The sequence below is a fragment of the Actibacterium pelagium genome (assembly GCF_002285415.1).
Lineage (GTDB): Bacteria > Pseudomonadota > Alphaproteobacteria > Rhodobacterales > Rhodobacteraceae > Actibacterium_B > Actibacterium_B pelagium.
Genome location: NZ_NSBU01000007.1, coordinates 523,851 through 541,865, shown reverse-complemented (window position 1 = coordinate 541,865; position 18,015 = coordinate 523,851). Strand labels below are relative to the sequence as shown.

Annotated in this window: 19 protein-coding genes; 13 read left to right on the top strand and 6 right to left on the bottom strand. The window is 57.3% G+C overall.

Translation table 11 applies throughout. From position 1 onward, the window contains the following. Positions 1 to 34: 34 nt before the first annotated feature. Together CLM58_RS11580 and CLM58_RS11575 are read right to left on the bottom strand one after the other, a co-directional pair. Positions 35 to 400, bottom strand: coding sequence for a cell division protein ZapA (locus CLM58_RS11580; RefSeq protein ID WP_095596076.1), 366 nt, complete (start codon positions 398 to 400; stop codon positions 35 to 37). Further along, positions 393 to 842, bottom strand: coding sequence for a hypothetical protein (locus CLM58_RS11575; RefSeq protein WP_095596075.1), 450 nt, complete (start codon positions 840 to 842; stop codon positions 393 to 395). The genes CLM58_RS11580 and CLM58_RS11575 overlap by 8 nt, the downstream gene beginning before the upstream one ends. A 36-nt stretch (positions 843 to 878) precedes the next feature. On the opposite strand from CLM58_RS11575, the gene CLM58_RS17170 reads away from it, so the two are divergent. The 5 genes from CLM58_RS17170 to CLM58_RS11560 all read left to right on the top strand — a co-directional run bounded on the left by CLM58_RS17170 (position 879) and on the right by CLM58_RS11560 (position 5,600). After that, a complete protein-coding gene (locus CLM58_RS17170; RefSeq protein ID WP_158221901.1) occupies positions 879 to 1,019 on the top strand; it encodes a hypothetical protein in 141 nt (46 codons plus the stop codon). A gap of 51 nt (positions 1,020 to 1,070) precedes the next feature. Then, complete coding sequence (gene tkt, locus CLM58_RS11570; protein WP_095596074.1) at positions 1,071 to 3,086, top strand: transketolase; 2,016 nt, start codon at positions 1,071 to 1,073, stop codon at positions 3,084 to 3,086. Positions 3,087 to 3,350: 264 nt separating this feature from the next. Further along, complete coding sequence (gene gap, locus CLM58_RS11565) at positions 3,351 to 4,355, top strand: type I glyceraldehyde-3-phosphate dehydrogenase (RefSeq protein WP_095596073.1); 1,005 nt, start codon at positions 3,351 to 3,353, stop codon at positions 4,353 to 4,355. 131 nt (positions 4,356 to 4,486) lie between these two features. Further along, positions 4,487 to 4,630 carry a hypothetical protein gene (locus CLM58_RS17270; RefSeq protein ID WP_188720432.1) on the top strand — a complete coding sequence of 48 codons (144 nt, stop codon included), beginning with the start codon at positions 4,487 to 4,489 and terminating at the stop codon, positions 4,628 to 4,630. 61 nt (positions 4,631 to 4,691) lie between these two features. Beyond that, positions 4,692 to 5,600, top strand: a complete 909-nt coding sequence (locus tag CLM58_RS11560) for a glycosyltransferase family 2 protein (protein ID WP_095596072.1) — start codon at positions 4,692 to 4,694, stop codon at positions 5,598 to 5,600. On the opposite strand, the gene coaD is transcribed toward CLM58_RS11560, so the two are convergent. From coaD to CLM58_RS11545, 3 genes are all read right to left on the bottom strand, one after another. Continuing rightward, the gene (gene coaD, locus CLM58_RS11555) at positions 5,597 to 6,088 is read right to left on the bottom strand and encodes a pantetheine-phosphate adenylyltransferase (protein WP_095596071.1); all 492 of its coding nucleotides are present in this window, start codon (positions 6,086 to 6,088) and stop codon (positions 5,597 to 5,599) included. The two genes, CLM58_RS11560 and coaD, sit on opposite strands and share 4 nt — an antisense overlap. Positions 6,089 to 6,150: 62 nt before the next feature. Further along, the gene (locus CLM58_RS11550; protein ID WP_095596070.1) at positions 6,151 to 6,585 is read right to left on the bottom strand and encodes a CBS domain-containing protein; all 435 of its coding nucleotides are present in this window, start codon (positions 6,583 to 6,585) and stop codon (positions 6,151 to 6,153) included. Between the two features lie 50 nt (positions 6,586 to 6,635). Continuing rightward, entirely contained in the window at positions 6,636 to 7,532 is an 897-nt protein-coding gene (locus tag CLM58_RS11545; protein ID WP_095596069.1) for a LysR family transcriptional regulator, read from the bottom strand. 101 nt (positions 7,533 to 7,633) lie between these two features. Between CLM58_RS11545 and CLM58_RS11540 the strand changes: the two genes are divergently transcribed. From CLM58_RS11540 to CLM58_RS11505, 8 genes are all read left to right on the top strand, one after another. Next, positions 7,634 to 9,133 (top strand): CoA-acylating methylmalonate-semialdehyde dehydrogenase, encoded by a 1,500-nt coding sequence (locus tag CLM58_RS11540; RefSeq protein ID WP_095596068.1) that lies wholly within the window; start codon positions 7,634 to 7,636, stop codon positions 9,131 to 9,133. A 105-nt stretch (positions 9,134 to 9,238) separates the two neighbouring features. Then, positions 9,239 to 10,372, top strand: coding sequence for a carboxylate-amine ligase (locus CLM58_RS11535; RefSeq protein ID WP_095596067.1), 1,134 nt, complete (start codon positions 9,239 to 9,241; stop codon positions 10,370 to 10,372). A gap of 72 nt (positions 10,373 to 10,444) precedes the next feature. Continuing rightward, positions 10,445 to 11,590, top strand: a complete 1,146-nt coding sequence (locus CLM58_RS11530; protein ID WP_095596066.1) for an acyl-CoA dehydrogenase family protein — start codon at positions 10,445 to 10,447, stop codon at positions 11,588 to 11,590. Further along, complete coding sequence (locus CLM58_RS11525) at positions 11,587 to 12,633, top strand: enoyl-CoA hydratase/isomerase family protein (protein ID WP_095596065.1); 1,047 nt, start codon at positions 11,587 to 11,589, stop codon at positions 12,631 to 12,633. Before CLM58_RS11530 ends, CLM58_RS11525 begins: the two co-directional genes overlap by 4 nt. After that, positions 12,630 to 13,505: a 3-hydroxyisobutyrate dehydrogenase gene (mmsB, locus tag CLM58_RS11520; protein ID WP_095596064.1), complete on the top strand. Its 876-nt coding sequence runs from the start codon at positions 12,630 to 12,632 to the stop codon at positions 13,503 to 13,505. The genes CLM58_RS11525 and mmsB overlap by 4 nt, the downstream gene beginning before the upstream one ends. Before the next feature lie 9 nt (positions 13,506 to 13,514). Then, on the top strand, positions 13,515 to 14,174 hold the full coding sequence (locus CLM58_RS11515) for a Crp/Fnr family transcriptional regulator (protein WP_095596063.1): 660 nt from the start codon (positions 13,515 to 13,517) through the stop codon (positions 14,172 to 14,174). 76 nt (positions 14,175 to 14,250) lie between these two features. Next, positions 14,251 to 14,454, top strand: coding sequence for a YgaP family membrane protein (locus tag CLM58_RS11510; RefSeq protein ID WP_095597076.1), 204 nt, complete (start codon positions 14,251 to 14,253; stop codon positions 14,452 to 14,454). A 267-nt stretch (positions 14,455 to 14,721) separates the two neighbouring features. Further along, a complete protein-coding gene (locus CLM58_RS11505; protein ID WP_229666111.1) occupies positions 14,722 to 15,105 on the top strand; it encodes a hypothetical protein in 384 nt (127 codons plus the stop codon). A 1-nt stretch (position 15,106) separates the two neighbouring features. Here the strand turns inward: CLM58_RS11505 and uvrA are convergent, their stop codons facing one another. Then, positions 15,107 to 17,965, bottom strand: coding sequence for an excinuclease ABC subunit UvrA (gene uvrA, locus CLM58_RS11500; RefSeq protein WP_095596062.1), 2,859 nt, complete (start codon positions 17,963 to 17,965; stop codon positions 15,107 to 15,109). Between the last annotated feature and the right edge of the window lie 50 nt (positions 17,966 to 18,015).

Genomic DNA, 18,015 nt, shown 5'->3' with positions numbered 1-18,015 from the left:
CGAACAAACGATTTAAAGTTGAAAGCGGCGCAGGTTACTGTGCCGCTTTTTCTTCGGCCTGTGCCGCAAGCGCCTCTGCACGGGCTGCCAGCTCTGCCATTGAATCGGCAAGACCCGCCGGAATTACGGGCACTTCAACACGCACAGGCTCTGCCGATTGCGCCTTGACCAAGGCCTCTTCCGCTTGCGCCATCACCTGCCCCGCTTCTGCCAGCCGATCCGCTAGGATCAACCCGGCCAAAAGCAACAAACGCGCCTCGGGCATTCGCCCTCCCTGCGCGACGAGCTTTGTGACCTCTTCATCCATCAGCGATGCCGCTGTCTGCAAAGCAGGCTCTTCTCCGGGCTGACAGTTGATCTGGTAAGAGCGGTTACCGATTTTAAGGTCTAGATCAGGCATTCTCGGCTTCCCCCATCAGTGGTTCCAGCTCGGCCAGAATAGAGTTCAGTTCTTCGCGATCCGCCTGACGCTGCGCGTCAGAGGCGGCCAACTCTGCCTCAAGAGCGCCATTCACCAGTTCAGGATCACCGATCTTGCTTGCATTTGCGTTACGCAAACCTTTGATCCGCCCCCGTAATGCGGCAACCACACCTTGCAAATTCTGGGCATTGTCCTCTGCCGCAGCAAGCTTCTCATTCAGCGCGGCAGTCTCTGCCTCATGCGCCGTTGCGGCCTCGGCCAGTGCGGATTGCAATTCCTGTACCTGCGCCTGAAGTGCTGCCACAGCAGCGTCGTCAACAGCGGGCGCGGGTTGAGACGGGCCGCCACTATTTTCGATCGCGCGTCCAATGCGTTCAAGCGCCGCTTGAAGACGTCCCTCTAAGATATTGATATCACTCATTCCGGTGACCCCTCGATTTGGACAAAATCTTCGCACATGCCAAAGAAAGCCGTCAACCTTGTTTCAAGCCATCACCACCAAACAAGTAGCGAAAGCGCCTCTAACCGCTCAAAGATTGCCAATATCGGCATAGACTTGCTTGATCTTGCCGCCAGTGCTGCTATCACCCGCAATTAACCGTTATTTTTAACGCTAACATTGGCCCAAACACAGAAAAGGACGGCCCTGGTGGATATCTCAGCCCTTCGCGAAGCAAACCCCGAGCATTGGATGAAAGCCGGTGCAATCCGCGCCCTGACCCTTGATGCGGTAGCCGCCGCGAATTCGGGCCACTCTGGCATGCCCATGGGCATGGCCGATGTGGCAACCGTTCTGTTCGAAAAGCACCTGAGCTTTGACCCCAAGAACCCGAACTGGCCGGACCGCGATCGGTTCATCCTGTCGGCGGGCCACGGTTCGATGCTGATCTATTCGCTTCTGTACCTCACCGGTTACGAAGCAATGACACTGGATCAGATCAAGAACTTCCGCCAGATGGGTGCGATCACTGCGGGTCACCCAGAATACGGTCACGTCCCAGGCGTCGAAACCACCACCGGCCCGCTTGGCCAGGGTATTTCGAACGCAGTCGGTTTCGCGATGGCCGAAGAAATCCTGCGCGCACGTTTCGGCAAGAAGGTTGTAGACCACTACACCTATGTCATCGCAGGCGACGGCTGCCTGATGGAAGGCATCAGCCAGGAAGCCATCGGTCTGGCTGGCAAACAAGAGCTGAGCAAGTTGATCGTCTTCTGGGACAACAACAACATCACCATCGACGGCACGGTCGAGCTTTCGGACAAAACCAACCAAGTGATGCGTTTCAAAGCATCGGGCTGGCACGTTCAAGAGGTTGACGGCCACGATCCCGAAGCCATCGACGCCGCCATCGAAGCTGCCAAGAAAACCAAAAAGCCCTCGATGATCGCGTGCAAAACGCACATCGCTCTGGGTTCGTCGGCTCAGGACACCTCAAAGGGCCACGGCGCCCTGACCGATCCTGAACTGATCAAGAACGCCAAAGAAGCGTACGGCTGGCCGCAAGAGCCCTTTACCGTTCCTGCAGACGTCAAAGCCCAATGGGAAGCCATGGGTGGTCGCGGCGCTGAAGCGCGCGCGGAATGGGAAGCCCGTTTTGCCACCCTGTCGCAGGGCCGCCAGAAAGAGTTCAACCGTGTCTTTGCAGGCGAAGCGCCGAAAAAACTGACGGCAACAATCAAAGCGCTGAAGAAACAGATTTCGGAAGAGCAGCCCAAAGTTGCGACCCGTGCGGCAAGCCAAAAGGTTCTGGACGCGGTCAACCCGATCATGACCGAAACCGTTGGCGGCTCTGCCGACCTGACCGGCTCGAACAACACCAAGTCGGGCGACATGGAGATGTTTGATCCGTCGAACCGCAAAGGTCGCTATGTCTACTACGGCATCCGTGAACACGGCATGGCAGCGGCCATGAACGGTCTGGCGCTACACGGTGGTCTGCGTTCTTACGGCGGCACCTTCCTGTGCTTCACCGACTATGCCCGTGGTGCGATGCGTCTTTCGGCGCTGATGGGTGTTCCGACCACCTATGTCATGACCCACGACTCCATCGGTGTTGGCGAAGACGGCCCGACGCACCAGCCGATCGAACATGTTGCAATGCTGCGCGCAACGCCGAACATGAACGTGTTCCGTCCCGCAGATACTGTTGAGACTGCGGAAGCTTGGGAAATTGCCCTGACTGCGCAAGACACCCCGTCGACACTGGTTCTGACCCGTCAGGGCCTGCCCACCGTTCGGACCGAACACAAGAACAAGAACCTGACCGCTCAGGGTGCCTATGTTCTGGCGGATGCCGAGGGCAAGCGCGAGGTCATCCTTATGGCCACGGGTTCCGAAGTTTCGGTTGCCATGGCAGCGCGTGACATCCTTCAGGCTGAAGGGATTGGCACCCGCGTCGTTTCGATGCCGTGCTGGGAACTGTTCGAGCAGCAGGACGAAGCCTATCGCAAGCGCGTATTGCCCGGTGGCCCCGTTCGCGTCGCCGTCGAAGCTGCCGCCCGTCAGGGTTGGGATCGTTGGCTGTGTGGCGAGCGTGGCAAGTACAACAAAGCGGCATTCGTGGGCATGGAAAGCTTCGGCGCCTCTGCCCCGGCTGGTGTCCTGTTTGAACACTTTGGCATCACGGCAGAAAACGTGGCCCAGAAGGCAAAAGAGCTTCTGTAAGCTTCACAATATCCAATTTCGAAAAGGGGCATGGCGAAAACCATGCCCCTTTTTTCATGGTTACGACTCACCCACATCCATTGGCGCACAATCGCATACCGTTAGCGCTGACCCATCAGGATTGTTAGCGCAACCCCTTTCAGCGGCGCATTAGTTTGCGCTAACATACTGGTAAAACACAGGTTTTCACCTTTCCCCAAAGCGTCTCGATGTCTATAGAAAGCGCAGCAAAATCGGGCACCTTAACAGAAGATGAGGCGTGAAATGGCAGTTACACTAGGCATCAACGGATTTGGTCGGATCGGCCGCTGTACTCTGGCGCACATTGCCGAGGCTGCGCGTGATGACGTTAAGGTGGTTAAGGTCAACGCGACCGGCCCGCTGGAAACCAGCGCGCACCTGATCCGTTATGACAGCGTTCATGGCCGTTTCGCCAACGACGTCGTTATCGACGGCAACACCATGGACGTCGGCCAAGGCCCGATGGAAATGTTCTCGACCTACGACCCGAACCAGCTGGACTGGACCGGTTGCGACGTGGTTCTGGAATGCACCGGGAAGTTCAACGACGGCGAGAAGGCCAAGATTCACCTTGAGCGCGGCGCCAAGAAAGTTCTGATCTCTGCCCCGGCCAAAAACGTCGAAAAGACGATCGTTTGGGGTGTAAACAACGACGATTTGCTGCCGATTCACAAGATGGTATCGAACGGTTCCTGCACAACCAACTGTCTGGCACCGCTTGCTAAGGTTCTGAACAACGCGATCGGTATCGAGCGCGGCATCATGACCACCATTCACGCATACACAGGCGACCAGCCGACGCTGGACCGCCGTCACGGCGACCTGTATCGCGCCCGTGCTGCTGCGATGTCGATGATCCCGACGTCAACCGGTGCCGCGAAGGCCCTGAAAGAGGTTCTGCCAGAGATGGACGGAAAGCTCGACGGTTCCGCCCTGCGCGTCCCGACACCGAACGTATCGGCCGTGGACCTGACCTTTGAAGCATCGAAAGACGTCACCGTCGAAGACGTAAACGAAGTCATGCGCGAAGCGGCCGCTGGCGCGATGAAGGGCGTTCTGGGCTACGACCCTGCCCCGAAAGTTTCGATCGACTTCAACCACACCTCTGAATCCTCGATCTTCGCGCCTGACCAAACCAAGGTCATCGGCGGCCGTACCGTTCGTGTACTGGCTTGGTACGACAACGAATGGGGCTTCTCGGTCCGCATGGCGGACGTAGCTGCCCGTATGGGTCAACTATCGAACTAAAACGACAGCTTTAAGTCTGGATTTACTTTCACCGCCGACGCTTCGGCGGTGAATTTCGTTTATGGGGTTGGTTGACTTATCCGTCCCCTCGCCCTTCATATGCAGGCACCAACAAACCGCGGGACCGCCCTATGACCAATGCAACAGCCGTATTTCTGGCCGCCGTTATCCTAGGCGCGTTGCTGGTGGACTATCTTAGATACGACTTTGAAAACGCACTGTTTCTAGCGATCAAGTTCGACGAATTCCTTGAATGGGTCGCTTTCTGGCGCTGAATGCTTTCATCGCGTTGTTTGATTGGCTATTTGTTTGGAAACGCAATCGGGCAATTCTTAAATGACCAATATCCTCTTTTCCTGTGCCCGTAATGAAGGCCCTTTCTTGCTGGAGTGGACCGTATTCCATCGGTTGATTGGATTTGACCGGATCATATTGTTCACAAACGACAACACAGACGGGTCAGATGACCTTCTGAAGGTTCTGAATGATCGAGGCTTAATCGAGCACCATACACACTCGCCAACCGAAGCTCCTCAGTTGGCTGCCGCCCAAACAGCGATGCAGGCCGGAATGTTTTCCGAAGGCGATTGGGTAATGTGGCTAGACTTGGATGAATTTCTTAACATTCATATCGGAGACGGAAAGCTCGATGACCTGACACAGCGATTTGATCATGCTGGCGGCGTCGCACTGAATTGGCGGACTTTTGGGTCAAGCGGACACCAGACCTGGCCTGGACGCCAGATTGCCCCTGATTTCTGTATGGCCAGCGCTCGTCAGTTTTTTGTAAACGCGCAGGTTAAAACTCTATTCCGCTACGGACCCCATATTGAAAGCTTGTACGTACACAGGCCGACATTCAATTCTCTTGAATTTTTAGAGGGCATTGGCCCCTTTATCGGGGGCGATGGATCTCCTGTTGCCGAAGAGTTTTATCTTGGCAAGCGGCGCAGCGGGACACCCATTCAAAAAACCTTGGCAAAACGTCGTTTCTTCAAGATTGCTCAGGTGAACCACTATGCCGTCAGAACGCCAGATATGTATGAACGTCGCAAGGCCAGAGGGCTTGGCGACCGCTATAAAGGCGACACGACGGTGAGGCACGACGACGAATATTTCGCCCGCAACGACCGCAACAACTTTGAAGATACTAGCATTCTTCGCTATCTTCCGCGCCTGAATGTCGAACTGGAAAAGCTAATCCAAGATCCAGAAATCGCCAGCGCGTTGTCCAAGATCACTTAAGGCAAGCGATTGCGCAAAGCTTTCTCTACCTCTGGCGTGACGAACTTATGAATGTCGCCACCCAAACGCGCGATTTCTTTGACCAGCTTTGACGCAATTGCCTGATGCCGGGCCTCGGCCATAAGGAAGACGGTTTCGATCGTATCATCCATGGCGCGGTTCATGCCAACCATTTGATATTCATACTCAAAATCCGCCACAGCCCGCAGGCCCCGGAAGATCACCGAAGCTCCGACGTCTTGTGCGCAGTGGATCAAGAGGTTTTCAAACGGATGAGAGACGATCTCTGTGCCCGTCTCTTCCGAAAGAGCCGCGCATTCAGCTTCAACCATGGCGACGCGCTCTTCCAAGCTGAACAGCGGGCCCTTGTCGCGGTTGATCGCAACGCCGATGACAAGCCGATCCACCAGTTGAGCGGACCGACGAATGATGTCGATATGACCTAGGGTAATAGGGTCAAATGTCCCGGGATAAAGTCCGACGCGCATGCCAGCTCCTTAATTTTTCGTCACGCAACAATATTGCGCTGCCGGATGCAAGTAAGAAGGGCCTAGTGGCCCATAATCATGCCTTCAAGCGCGTCTTTTTCCATCGCGAGCTCTGAAATCCGGGCCTGAACCACGTCCCCGATCGAGATCAGAGCGACGACACTGTCCCCTTCCATTACGGGCATATGGCGGAAGCGGCCTTCGGACATGCGCTGTAGAATGACTTCGCCGTCTTCAGTCCCAACGCAGGTTTTAATCTCGCTGGTCATGATCGCGTCAACGGTGTCAGCCATGCAGGATGGACCGCGCTTGCCAAGTTCGCGGACGATGTCGCGCTCGGACAAGATGCCGTCCAGCTTGGACCCATCTTCCGAGACCACGACGCAACCGATCTTACGCTCTGACAGCAAGGTCGCTGCGTCGGCAAGGGTCGCGCCGGGCGCGATGCTAATAACACCCGACTGAGGCTTATTTTTCAGAATCTGGTTTACAAGCATTGCTGTCCTCCTGTCATTTTCTTCAGCGTCGTCCAAAACTTATCTGACTGTCAAGCCAAGCTCTCCAGTCGTGCTATTTCGCCGCGGATTCCGTCGGCCAAGAGTCGCGCCATCCGGTTTTGGCGGGCTTGTTGCCGGTCGTCAGCATGACGCACCAGATAGAAACTTCGCGTCAGCGACAACTGATCGGTCAGAATGCGCTTCAACCCTGGCCAGATCGGCACGGCAAAGTCATGCAAGATACCGACCCCGTAGCCCTGCCTGACCAGATTGAACTGCACAGAGAATGAATTTGAGGTAAATTGCGCTGGCACCTCGCCGAGTTGGCCGAAGTAGTCCAACTCTTTGTCAAAAATCATGTCAGAGATATAGCCGGTGATCCGATGCCCACGTAGATCGTCCATAGTTTCGATCTTGGGATGTGCGTTTAAATAGTCCTCATGCGCGGCCAGATGCAGATGATAGTCCGTGATCTTTTGCACTGTTAGGCGCCCCGCTGTCGGGGGTGACACGCTGATCGCCATGTCAGCCTCGCGGCGGGTTAAGTTGAACACACGCGGCAGTGCCACGATCTGGATTTCCAAATCAGGATGCTCATCTGCGATCTTTGCGCAAACTTGTGGTAGTACGAAATTAGCGCAGCCATCGGGGGCCCCAATCCGGAAGGCCCCGGCCAGCGTCTCGGCTGAACCGCTTAACTCTGCGGCACCGGTATTGAAGGCCACTTCCGAGGCTTCTGCATATTTCCGTAACCTCTCACCGGCTTCGGTCAACCCATAGCCTTGTGGGGACTTCAGAAAGAGAGGGACGCCAAGATGGTCTTCCAACCGCTTGATCCGGCGACTTAGGGTTGCCGGGTCCTGCTTGGCAATCTGGCTTGCGCGTCCAAGACTTTCAGCGCGTGCTACCGCTAGAAAAACACGTAGATCATCCCAATTTTCCGCCATCGGCTAGCCTTGCATTTTTGCAATATATCTTTGCCATATTTCGCCTTCATTTTGTATTTTCGCAAGTATATTCTTCCGGCAACTACGTATCGGAGGACCCCATGGAAGAACTCAAACACTATGTGAACGGCGAATATGTTGCCGGCACCACCGGTCGCTTCAGCGACGTCTTCAACCCTGCCACTGGCGAAGTTCAGGCCAAAGTCCCGCTGGCCAGCAAAGCTGAGGTCGACGCAATTGTCGCCAAAGCCGCAGAGGCGCAAGTCGGCTGGGGTGCCACCAACCCGCAGCGCCGCGCACGCGTCATCATGAAATTCGGTGCTCTGATCAATGAGCACATGGATGAGCTGGCAGAACTGGTTTCCAAAGAACACGGCAAGACCCTGCCCGACGCACGTGGTGACGTGCAGCGTGGTCTGGAAGTCGTCGAGGTTTGCATGGGTGCCCCGAGCCTGTTGAAGGGCGAATACATGAACGACGGCGGTCCGGGCATCGACCTGTATTCGATGCGCCAGCCTCTGGGTGTTGTTGCAGGCATCACACCGTTCAACTTCCCGGCCATGATCCCGCTTTGGAAGATGGCCCCGTCGATTGCCGCCGGTAACGCGATGATCCTGAAACCGTCCGAGCGCTGCCCCTCGACCGCACTGCGTCTGGCAGAGCTGTTCAAAGAAGCAGGCCTGCCCGATGGTGTTCTGCAGGTTGTGAACGGCGACAAAGAGGCCGTAGACGCAATTCTGGACAACGATACGGTTCAGGCTGTGGGCTTTGTCGGCTCGACCCCGATCGCGCATTACATCTATCACCGTGCGGCTGAGAACGGCAAACGTGCTCAGTGCTTTGGTGGCGCGAAGAACCACATGATCATCATGCCCGACGCAGATCTGGACAAGGCCGCTGACGCTCTGGTCGGCGCAGGTTTCGGCGCGGCTGGCGAACGCTGCATGGCGATCTCTGTCGCTGTTCCGGTCGGTCAGGAAACCGCCGATGCGCTGATCGAACGCCTGATCCCGCGTGTCGAGAAACTCAAGGTTGGTCCCTACACCTCGGAAGAAGACGTGGACTATGGCCCCGTCATCACCGCTGCTGCGAAAGAACGCATCACCGGTCTGATCGACTCTGGCGTAGCGCAAGGCGCCGACCTGAAGATCGACGGTCGTGGCTTCTCGCTACAGGGCTATGAAGATGGCTATTTCATCGGCCCGTCGCTGTTCGACAACGTCACGCCGGACATGGACATCTACAAAGAGGAAATCTTTGGTCCGGTCCTGTCCACCGTGCGCACCGACAGCTACGCCGAGGCGCTGGATCTGGTGATGAAGAACGAATACGGCAACGGCACCTCGATCTTTACAGCCGATGGCGACACTGCACGCGATTTCGCGAACAAAGTGAACGTTGGCATGGTCGGCATCAACTTCCCGATCCCGGTTCCGCTGTCCTACTTCAGCTTCGGTGGTTGGAAAAAGTCGGCCTTTGGCGACCTGAACCAATACGGCGCAGACGCGTTCCGCTTCTATACCAAGACAAAGACGGTCACCGCGCGCTGGTTCTCGGGCATCAAAGAAGGGTCCGAATTCAACTTCAAACAGATGGACTGATCCATCCGCTAAGATCTTTCCGTGGCCCTACTGGGCCACGGAGCATTCTTGCCCCCGGGCCGCTTTCCTGCTGAAATCAGGTAACCGAACCAATCAGGTGAGCCCATGTCCCTTTCAGATCCCAGCTATACCATTGGCATTGAAGAGGAATATCTTCTTGTCGACCCCCAGACAGGCGCTTTGGCGGAGGCCCCCGAAGCCCTGATGACGGAGTGCGGTGCGGAACTAGAGGGTCAATTCAGCCCCGAATTTTTGCAGTGCCAGGTAGAGATAGGGACCCGTGTTTGCCAAGATATCGGTGAAGCCCGCGAAGACCTAAAGAAGCTGCGCTCGACCGTTGCGAAGATCGCAAAGAAACATGGGCTGGCCCCGATTGCGGCCTCTTGCCACCCCTTTGCAGAGTGGCGGGCACAGCATCACACCGACAAGGAACGCTATAACGACCTGTCCAAAGATCTGGCAGGTGTCGCGCAGCGGATGTTGATCTGCGGTATGCACGTCCACGTCGGAGTGGATGACAAGGACCAACGGATCGACCTTGTTAATCAGCTTAGCTACTTCCTGCCTCACATGCTGGCTTTGTCCGCCTCTTCCCCCTTTTGGCAAGGCATGGACACCGGGCTGAACAGCTATCGCCTGACGGTCTTCGACAACCTGCCTCGGACTGGCCTGCCCCCGCAGTTCGACAGTTGGGCTGAGTACCAGCGTTCGGTCGAGTTGCTGGTCAACCTTGGCATGATCGAAGACAGCTCAAAAATCTGGTGGGACCTGCGTCCGTCTGCTCGGTTCCCGACGATTGAATCGCGCATTTGCGACGTGTCGCCATTGCTGGAAAACACGCTTTCCCTTGCTGCGATCACCCAATGCCTGACCCGCATGCTGCGTCGTCTGGCGCGGAACAACCAACGCTGGCGCATTTATGATAATTTCCTGATTTCCGAGAACCGCTGGCGCGCGCAACGCTATGGAATCTCGGAAGGATTAATCGATTTCGGGTCTCGTTCCGTCAAACCGATTTCGCACCTCTTGATCGAGTTGTTCGAGCTGCTTGAAGAAGACATGGATACCCTGAAGTGCCGCCACGAGGTCGAGGCCGTTGCGAACATTCTTGGCACCGGGACTTCCGCTGACAGACAGCGCGCTGCCTATAGCACTGCGCTTGAAAACGAGAACAGTGAAGAACTTGCGCTGAAGTCGGTTGTGGACCTGCTGGTCGAGGAATTTCACGCTGATCTTTAACAGCCCGTAACACTGGTGTAACAATCAAGAATTAAACACGCGTTCAATTCTTTGACGTCAGGGAGGACACCCATGGATTTCGCATTGAGCGAAGAGCAGGAAGCCATCTTCGACATGGCGCGCAGCTTTGCCGCTGACAATATCGCGCCTCACGCAGAAGAATGGGAAAAGGCCGGCACCATCCCGAAAGAGCTTTGGCGCGAATTGGCCGAGCTTGGCCTTGGAGGGATCTACGTTCGCGAGGAAAACGGCGGCTCTGGCCTGTCTCGGCTGGATGCGACATTGGTGTTCGAAGCACTATCGATGGCCTGCCCCTCTGTTGCGGCTTTCCTGTCGATCCACAACATGTGCGCGGCCATGCTGGACAAGTTTGGCTCTCCCGAACAGCACGAACGCCTGTTAGCGCCTGCTGTCACAATGGAAAAATTCTTTGCCTACTGCCTGACCGAACCGGGTTCTGGCTCGGACGCAGCGGCATTGAAAACCCGCGCTGAAAAGACAAACGAGGGTTACAGCCTGACCGGCACCAAAGCCTTCATCTCGGGCGGTGGGTATGCTGATGCCTATATCGTGATGTCCCGCACCGGGGATGCAGGACCGAAGGGGATTTCGGCCTTGGTGATCGAAGACGGTGCCGAGGGGCTGTCGTTCGGCGGGTTGGAAAGCAAGATGGGCTGGCGGTCGCAACCAACCCGTCAGGTACAGATGGATGCCTGCAAAGTGCCCGCGAATAACCTTCTGGGTGAAGAAGGTCAGGGCTTTCGCTATGCGATGATGGGGCTGGACGGCGGTCGTTTGAACATCTCGGCCTGCTCGCTTGGTGCCGCTCAGGCAGCGCTGGACGCCACCCTGACCTACATGGGCGAACGCAAGGCATTTGGCAAAAGCATCGACCAGTTCCAGGCGCTGCAATTCCGTCTGGCTGATATGGAGATCGAGCTTCAGGCCGCCCGCACCTTCCTGCGGCAGGCCGCATGGAAACTGGATACCGGGGCCCCGGATGCCACCAAGTTCTGCGCCATGGCGAAGAAATTCGTGACCGAAGCGGGCAGCCGTATCGTGGATCAATGTCTGCAGTTGCACGGCGGTTATGGCTATTTGTCCGACTACGGGATCGAGAAGTTGGTCCGCGACCTGCGCGTGCACCAAATTCTTGAAGGCACCAATGAAATCATGCGCGTCATCGTCGCCCGGCAAATGCTGGAGTCCCGTGCATGAGCGACATCAACATTCGCATCGTCGGCCAGACGGGTCGGATCACCCTGACCCGCCCCAAGGCGCTGAATGCGCTCAGCTATGAAATGGCTCTGGCAGTTGAAGACGCCTTTGACGCGTGGCGAGATGACGACCGGGTCAAGATGATTGTCATGGATGCAGAGGGCGAGAAAGCCTTCTGCGCGGGTGGCGACATTCAGGAAATGTACGACACCGGAACCAAAGGCGATTTCGAATACGGGCGGAAGTTCTGGCGTGACGAATATCGCATGAACGCCAAAATCTTCAATTTCCCCAAGCCTGTAGCCAGCTTTCTTCAAGGCTTCGTCATGGGCGGCGGCGTCGGGGTTGGCTGTCACGGCTCGCACCGAGTGGTCGGTGACAGTTGTAAGATTGCGATGCCAGAGGTTGGCATCGGCCTGATCCCTGACGTGGGCGGTTCTCTGATCCTTGCCCGCGCGCCGGGCCGGTTAGGAGAGTATCTTGGCACCACCGCCGCGCGCATGGGCCCCGGCGATGCAATCTTTGTTGGCTTCGCGGACCACTACGTTCCGGAAGACCAATGGCCAGACCTGATCGCGCAGTTGGAAGAGACCGGTGATGCGGGACTGATAGAAGCGGCAGCGCTTGCCCTGCCCACCGCGCCCTTGTCCGAACTTCAGGACCAGATTGACACGCATTTCGGCGCGGACTCTGCAGCCCTGATCGCGTCCAGTCTGGGCAATGACGATGGCGAGTTCGCCGCAACGACATTGAAAACGCTACGCCGGAACTCGCCCCTTTCCGTGGCCTGCACGATTGAAATCATCCGTCGTGTACGCGAGTTGAACACGATCGAAGGTGCCTTGCGGACAGAGTTTCGCTTCACTTATCGTTCCGGAGAACAGGCTGATTTCCTGGAAGGAATTCGTGCAGCCATCATCGACAAAGACCGTAACCCCAACTGGCGCCATGCCGCGCTAGAGGACGTCAGCGAGGCAGAAGTCGCCGCAATGCTGGCACCGCTGGAAGAGGACGGTTTGAAATTTGAGGGAGAAGAGACATGAAAATCGGATTTATCGGTCTGGGCAACATGGGCGCGCCCATGGCCGCCAACCTTACGGCTGCAGGGCACGAGGTCACCGGATTTGACCTGACCGCCCCCTGCCCCGAAGGCGTGACCAAGGCCGAGACTGCCGCCGACGTCGCCAAGGGTGCAGATGTCGTGATTACCATGCTGCCCAACGGCGCGATCCTGCGCAGCGTTGCGGATGAGGTTCTGCCCTTGATGGCGGAAGGCTCTGTGCTCTGCGATTGTTCGACCGTTGACGTGGAAAGCGCACGCGCAGTTGCTGACAAAGCCAATCAAACCGGTGTTCTGGCAATCGACGCACCGGTCTCTGGCGGGATCGGTGGCGCGGCGGCGGGCACGCTGACCTTCATGGCGGGCGGTTCGGATGAGGCCTTTGCCAAGGTCGATCCCCTGTTCGACATCATGGGGCAAAAAGCAGTGCATTGCGGGGCCTCTGGCGCCGGCCAAGCCGCGAAGATCTGTAACAACATGATCCTTGGCGTGACCATGATCGCGACCTGCGAAGCCTTTGCTTTGGCTGACAAATTGGGCCTTGATCGGCAGAAGATGTTCGATGTCGTCAGCACCTCTTCCGGGTATAGCTGGACCATGAACGCCTATTGCCCGGCCCCCGGTGTGGGCCCGCAATCGCCGGCGGACAATGACTATAAACCCGGCTTCGCATCCGACCTGATGCTGAAAGACCTGCGCCTGTCACAGCAGGCCGCAGAAGCCGCAGACGCGGACACGCCAATGGGCCAGATCGCGACGGCGCTCTACGAGCAATTCGTAGAAAAGGAAAACGGCGCTGGCACCGATTTCAGCGCCATGCTGCCCCGGTTTGAAAAACGAGGCCGCAAAGCCTAGGCTGCCTGCATGAACTGGACCGAGCAATCCCCTTCTCTTGCCTCACTAGACACTGAGGCGAAGGAAGTTCTGAACGGATTGCCGGTCAGTTCGGTTCCCTCGGACACCGTATTGTTCCGGCCCGGTGATGCCGTGACCGGTTACGTCATTCCACTGGAAGGCCGGATCAATGTCTGCCTGACCAGTGCATCAGGCCGCGACCTGCTGCTGTACGAAGTCACCCCTGGGCAGTCCTGTATTCAGACAACGCTTGGGCTCATCGGAAATGAAAACTATTCGGCCGAGGCTTATGCCGAGACCGATGTGAAGTTGGTACTTGTTCCGAAAGCCGTATTTCTGGATTTGCTCGGACAGTCAGAAGGGTTTCGCAACCTCGTCTTTGCGACCTTCGCATCACGTATGCAAACAATGATGCAACTTCTTGAAAAAGTTGCCTTTCTTCGAGTTGAGGCACGCTTGGCGCAGGCATTGCTGGCGCGCAGCGGCGACCGGAATGAGGTAACCGCCACCCAATCGGAACTGGCCACCATCGTGGGTTCCGCCCGGGAAGTTGTCGCCAGAAAACTGGCCGCCTTCGCGCGCGACGGTTTGGTGGAACTGGGCCGGGGGCGGATCACGGTTCTTGACCGCGATGGCCTAGGTCAACGTGCTGAAGTTTCGGAATTGTAATTCCAAGTGTGACAGGAGTTACAGACGGATCGGCCAATTTCTTATAACATTGCATTTAGTGACATAGGAGATGGTCATGTTGAAAAAGAACGTTGGCGGGATTGACCGCACCCTTCGCATCGTTGTTGGCCTTGCTTTGCTGGCCGCTTTTGCTTTTACCCAGAACCTTTGGTTCCTGATCGGGATCGTGCCGCTGGCGACCGGATTGATGTCGAGCTGCCCGCTGTATTCCATCGTCGGGCTTAGCACCTGCCCGATGAAGAAAGACGCAGAGGCCTAGACCTTACGGACTTTGGGCGGTCGTTTCGGCCGCCCTTTGTTTTTCAGACATCGACCGGATGTCGACCTAGCTTCGCCAGTCATGGATGCTGAATCGTTCAGCTCTACTTTTCTCGTCCGGCCCTAATGGAACGCTCTGAAAAGCCATACAGAACCCGTACAGAAAGCGTACAGAACCTGTGCATACATCCGCGCATCAAATGGGCTTGCGGTTGCGTGATCGAGAAAAGCCGCGCACATTGGGGACAGCGCCATTGAAGGAGCCCCTATGTCCCCGATCAAAGCCCCCCTCGCCCTAGCCGCCATTTTGTCGTTGATCGCAACCGGCAGCGCCATTGCCCAAGGCAACGGTAAGGCTAAGCCCAAAGGGAACGGGGCCGATAAGGCGGCTGTAGGATATGGTGTCGGCGGCTGCCCACCGGGTCTGGCCAAGAAGGACCCCAAGTGCACCCCGCCCGGTCAGGCAAAGAAGGACGACGAGGCGCGTGACCGCATCGACGATCGCTATCGGCGTGTCGAGGATCTTTGGAAGTACCGGTTGGACATGGATCAGACCTATTACCAGCTCGACGAAGAGGTCGTGCGGGTCGACCCAGAAACCCGCGAAATTCTGGAGGTCGTCGGGGTTTTGTCGGACCTGCTGGACAACTAGCCTATTCCGCGGCGACCTTTCGCGCGTTCAGGATGTCCTTCAGATAACGCCCCGTATGACTGCGCGGTTCCTCTGCGACGTCTTCGGGCGTCCCTTCTGCAACGATCTCTCCACCACCGTCACCACCTTCGGGGCCGATGTCGATGATCCAGTCGGCGGTCTTGATGACGTCCAGGTTATGCTCGATCACGATGACGCTGTTGCCCTGTTCGACCAGCTCGTGCAGCACTTCCAACAGCTTGCGCACGTCTTCGAAATGCAGACCCGTCGTCGGTTCGTCGAGGATATACAGCGTCCGGCCCGTGGCGCGTTTTGACAGCTCTTTCGACAGTTTGACCCGCTGCGCCTCGCCCCCTGACAGGGTCGTGGCCTGCTGACCGACCTTGATATAATCAAGCCCGACCCGGGACAGCGCGTTCATCTTGTCGCGAATTGAAGGCACGGCCTTGAAGAACTCTTTTGCGTCTTCAACGGTCATATCCAGCACGTCAGCGATGGACTTGCCTTTGAATTTCACCTCCAGCGTTTCACGGTTGTACCGCGCGCCTTTGCAGGTTTCGCAGGTGACATAGACGTCGGGCAGGAAGTGCATTTCAATCTTGATGACGCCATCGCCCTGACAGGCCTCGCACCGCCCGCCTTTGACGTTGAAGCTGAAACGGCCGGGCTTGTAACCGCGGGTTTTCGCCTCGGGCAGACCAGCGAACCAGTCGCGGATCGGGGTGAAAGCGCCGGTATAGGTGGCGGGGTTCGACCGCGGGGTCCGACCAATCGGGCGTTGGTCGATGTCGATGACTTTATCAAGCAGTTCCAGACCCTTGATCGTTTCACACGGGGCCGGCGTCTGCCGCGCGCCGTTCAGGCGCATGCTGGCGGTCTTGAACAGGGTCTCGATGGTCAGGGTGGATTTGCCCCCGCCCGACACACCGGTCACGCAGACGAACTTGCCAAGCGGGAAGTCGACGGTCACATCCTTGAGGTTGTTGCCAGAGGCTTTCTTGACGGTGATCTTCTTGCCATTGCCTTTGCGCCGCTCGGCAGGGATGGCGATCTCGCGCGCACCAGACAGGTATTGGCCCGTCAGAGAGGCGGGGTCATTGGTGATTTCATCTGGCGTGCCCTGGGCAACGATCTGCCCACCGTGCACCCCTGCCCCCGGACCGATGTCGAAGACATAATCCGCCTCGCGGATGGCTTCTTCGTCGTGTTCAACCACGATCACGGTGTTGCCCTGATCGCGCAGGTTCTTCAGCGTGGTCAGCAGGCGGCCATTGTCGCGCTGGTGCAACCCGATCGAGGGTTCATCCAGCACATACAGCACACCCGTCAGGCCGGACCCGATCTGGCTTGCAAGCCGGATACGCTGGCTTTCACCACCCGACAGGGTGCCAGAGGCACGCGACATGGTCAGGTATTCAAGACCCACGTTGTTCAGGAACCCAAGCCGTTCGCGGATCTCTTTCAGGATCGCGCGGGCGATTTCGTTCTTTTGGGCGGTCAGATGGCCTGGAACAGACTCGCACCAGTCGTAGGCATCCCTGATCGACATTTCGACGACCTGCCCCACGTGCAGACCTGCGATTTTGACGGCCAAAGCCTCGTCCCGCAGGCGGTAACCCCCGCAGGCGCCGCAGGGGCGATTGTTCTGGTAGTTCTCGAACTCTTCACGGATCCAGTTGCTATCGGTCTCGCGGTAGCGGCGTTCCATGTTGGGGATGACGCCTTCGAACACGCGAGAGACCTGATAGACGCGCCCGCCTTCGTCATAGCGGAACTGAATTTCCTCTTCGCCAGAGCCATACAGGAAGACCTGTTTGACGTGGGCTGGAAGGTCCTTCCACGGCAGGTCTTTGTCGAATTCATAGTGGCGGGCAATGGCCTCGATCGTTTGGCGGTAATAGGGCGATTTACCCTTGCGCCATGGGGCGAGCGCGCCGTTATAGACGGTAAGCGCCGCGTCGGGCACGACGAGACGTTCGTCAAAGAACAGCTCTTTTCCCAGGCCGTCGCAGTCTGGGCATGCGCCGAAGGGGGCGTTGAACGAGAACAGGCGCGGTTCGATTTCAGGGATGGTGAAGCCGCTGACGGGACAGGCAAAGTTTTCACTGAAGGTAATGCGATCAGGGTCACCCTCTTTCGGGGCGGTCTCTAGCACGGCGATGCCGTCAGCAAGGTCCAACGCGGTGCGCAGGCTGTCAGCGAGGCGCGTTTCCAGCCCCTCTCGCACGACGATCCGGTCAACGACCACGTCAATGTCGTGGCGGTATTTCTTGTCCAGCGTGGGCGGCGTGTCGAGCTCATAGAACTCTCCATCTACCTTAACGCGCTGGAAGCCCTGCTTGCGCAGTTCAAGGAACTCCTTGCGGTATTCGCCCTTTCGGTCGCGCACGATGGGGGCCAGCAGATAGGCGCGTGTGCCTTCCTCCATGGTCATCACGCGGTCGACCATGTCCTGCACCTGCTGCGCCTCGATCGGCAGGCCGGTTGCAGGGCTGTAGGGCGTCCCCGCGCGAGCAAAGAGCAGACGCAGGTAGTCATAGATTTCGGTCACGGTCCCCACGGTCGAACGCGGGTTCTTGGACGTGGTCTTCTGTTCGATGGAAATCGCCGGGCTCAGACCCGCGATGTGATCCACATCGGGCTTTTCCATCATGTCCAGAAATTGACGCGCATAGGCAGACAGGCTTTCGACATAGCGGCGCTGCCCTTCGGCATAGATCGTGTCAAAGGCCAGCGACGACTTGCCAGAGCCGGACAGGCCAGTGATTACCACCAGTTCGTCCCGCGGAATATCGACGTCAATCGACTTGAGGTTATGCTCGCGCGCGCCGCGCACCTCGATCTTTTTCAGCTCGGCCATGCCTTACCTCGGATTGAATTCCTAACAGATAGTTGACCGCCGCTGAGTCT

What these genes read in the sequence shown, in the direction of transcription:
- CLM58_RS11580 (WP_095596076.1), bottom strand. Translation starts at nt 400, where the DNA reads ATGCCTGATCTAGACCTTAAAATCGGTAACCGCTCTTACCAGATCAAC.
- CLM58_RS11575 (WP_095596075.1), bottom strand. Translation starts at nt 842, where the DNA reads ATGAGTGATATCAATATCTTAGAGGGACGTCTTCAAGCGGCGCTTGAA.
- CLM58_RS17170 (WP_158221901.1), top strand. Translation starts at nt 879, where the DNA reads ATGCCAAAGAAAGCCGTCAACCTTGTTTCAAGCCATCACCACCAAACA.
- gap (WP_095596073.1), top strand. Translation starts at nt 3,351, where the DNA reads ATGGCAGTTACACTAGGCATCAACGGATTTGGTCGGATCGGCCGCTGT.
- CLM58_RS17270 (WP_188720432.1), top strand. Translation starts at nt 4,487, where the DNA reads ATGACCAATGCAACAGCCGTATTTCTGGCCGCCGTTATCCTAGGCGCG.
- CLM58_RS11560 (WP_095596072.1), top strand. Translation starts at nt 4,692, where the DNA reads ATGACCAATATCCTCTTTTCCTGTGCCCGTAATGAAGGCCCTTTCTTG.
- coaD (WP_095596071.1), bottom strand. Translation starts at nt 6,088, where the DNA reads ATGCGCGTCGGACTTTATCCCGGGACATTTGACCCTATTACCCTAGGT.
- CLM58_RS11550 (WP_095596070.1), bottom strand. Translation starts at nt 6,585, where the DNA reads ATGCTTGTAAACCAGATTCTGAAAAATAAGCCTCAGTCGGGTGTTATT.
- CLM58_RS11545 (WP_095596069.1), bottom strand. Translation starts at nt 7,532, where the DNA reads ATGGCGGAAAATTGGGATGATCTACGTGTTTTTCTAGCGGTAGCACGC.
- CLM58_RS11540 (WP_095596068.1), top strand. Translation starts at nt 7,634, where the DNA reads ATGGAAGAACTCAAACACTATGTGAACGGCGAATATGTTGCCGGCACC.
- CLM58_RS11535 (WP_095596067.1), top strand. Translation starts at nt 9,239, where the DNA reads ATGTCCCTTTCAGATCCCAGCTATACCATTGGCATTGAAGAGGAATAT.
- CLM58_RS11530 (WP_095596066.1), top strand. Translation starts at nt 10,445, where the DNA reads ATGGATTTCGCATTGAGCGAAGAGCAGGAAGCCATCTTCGACATGGCG.
- CLM58_RS11525 (WP_095596065.1), top strand. Translation starts at nt 11,587, where the DNA reads ATGAGCGACATCAACATTCGCATCGTCGGCCAGACGGGTCGGATCACC.
- mmsB (WP_095596064.1), top strand. Translation starts at nt 12,630, where the DNA reads ATGAAAATCGGATTTATCGGTCTGGGCAACATGGGCGCGCCCATGGCC.
- CLM58_RS11515 (WP_095596063.1), top strand. Translation starts at nt 13,515, where the DNA reads ATGAACTGGACCGAGCAATCCCCTTCTCTTGCCTCACTAGACACTGAG.
- CLM58_RS11510 (WP_095597076.1), top strand. Translation starts at nt 14,251, where the DNA reads ATGTTGAAAAAGAACGTTGGCGGGATTGACCGCACCCTTCGCATCGTT.
- CLM58_RS11505 (WP_229666111.1), top strand. Translation starts at nt 14,722, where the DNA reads ATGTCCCCGATCAAAGCCCCCCTCGCCCTAGCCGCCATTTTGTCGTTG.
- uvrA (WP_095596062.1), bottom strand. Translation starts at nt 17,965, where the DNA reads ATGGCCGAGCTGAAAAAGATCGAGGTGCGCGGCGCGCGCGAGCATAAC.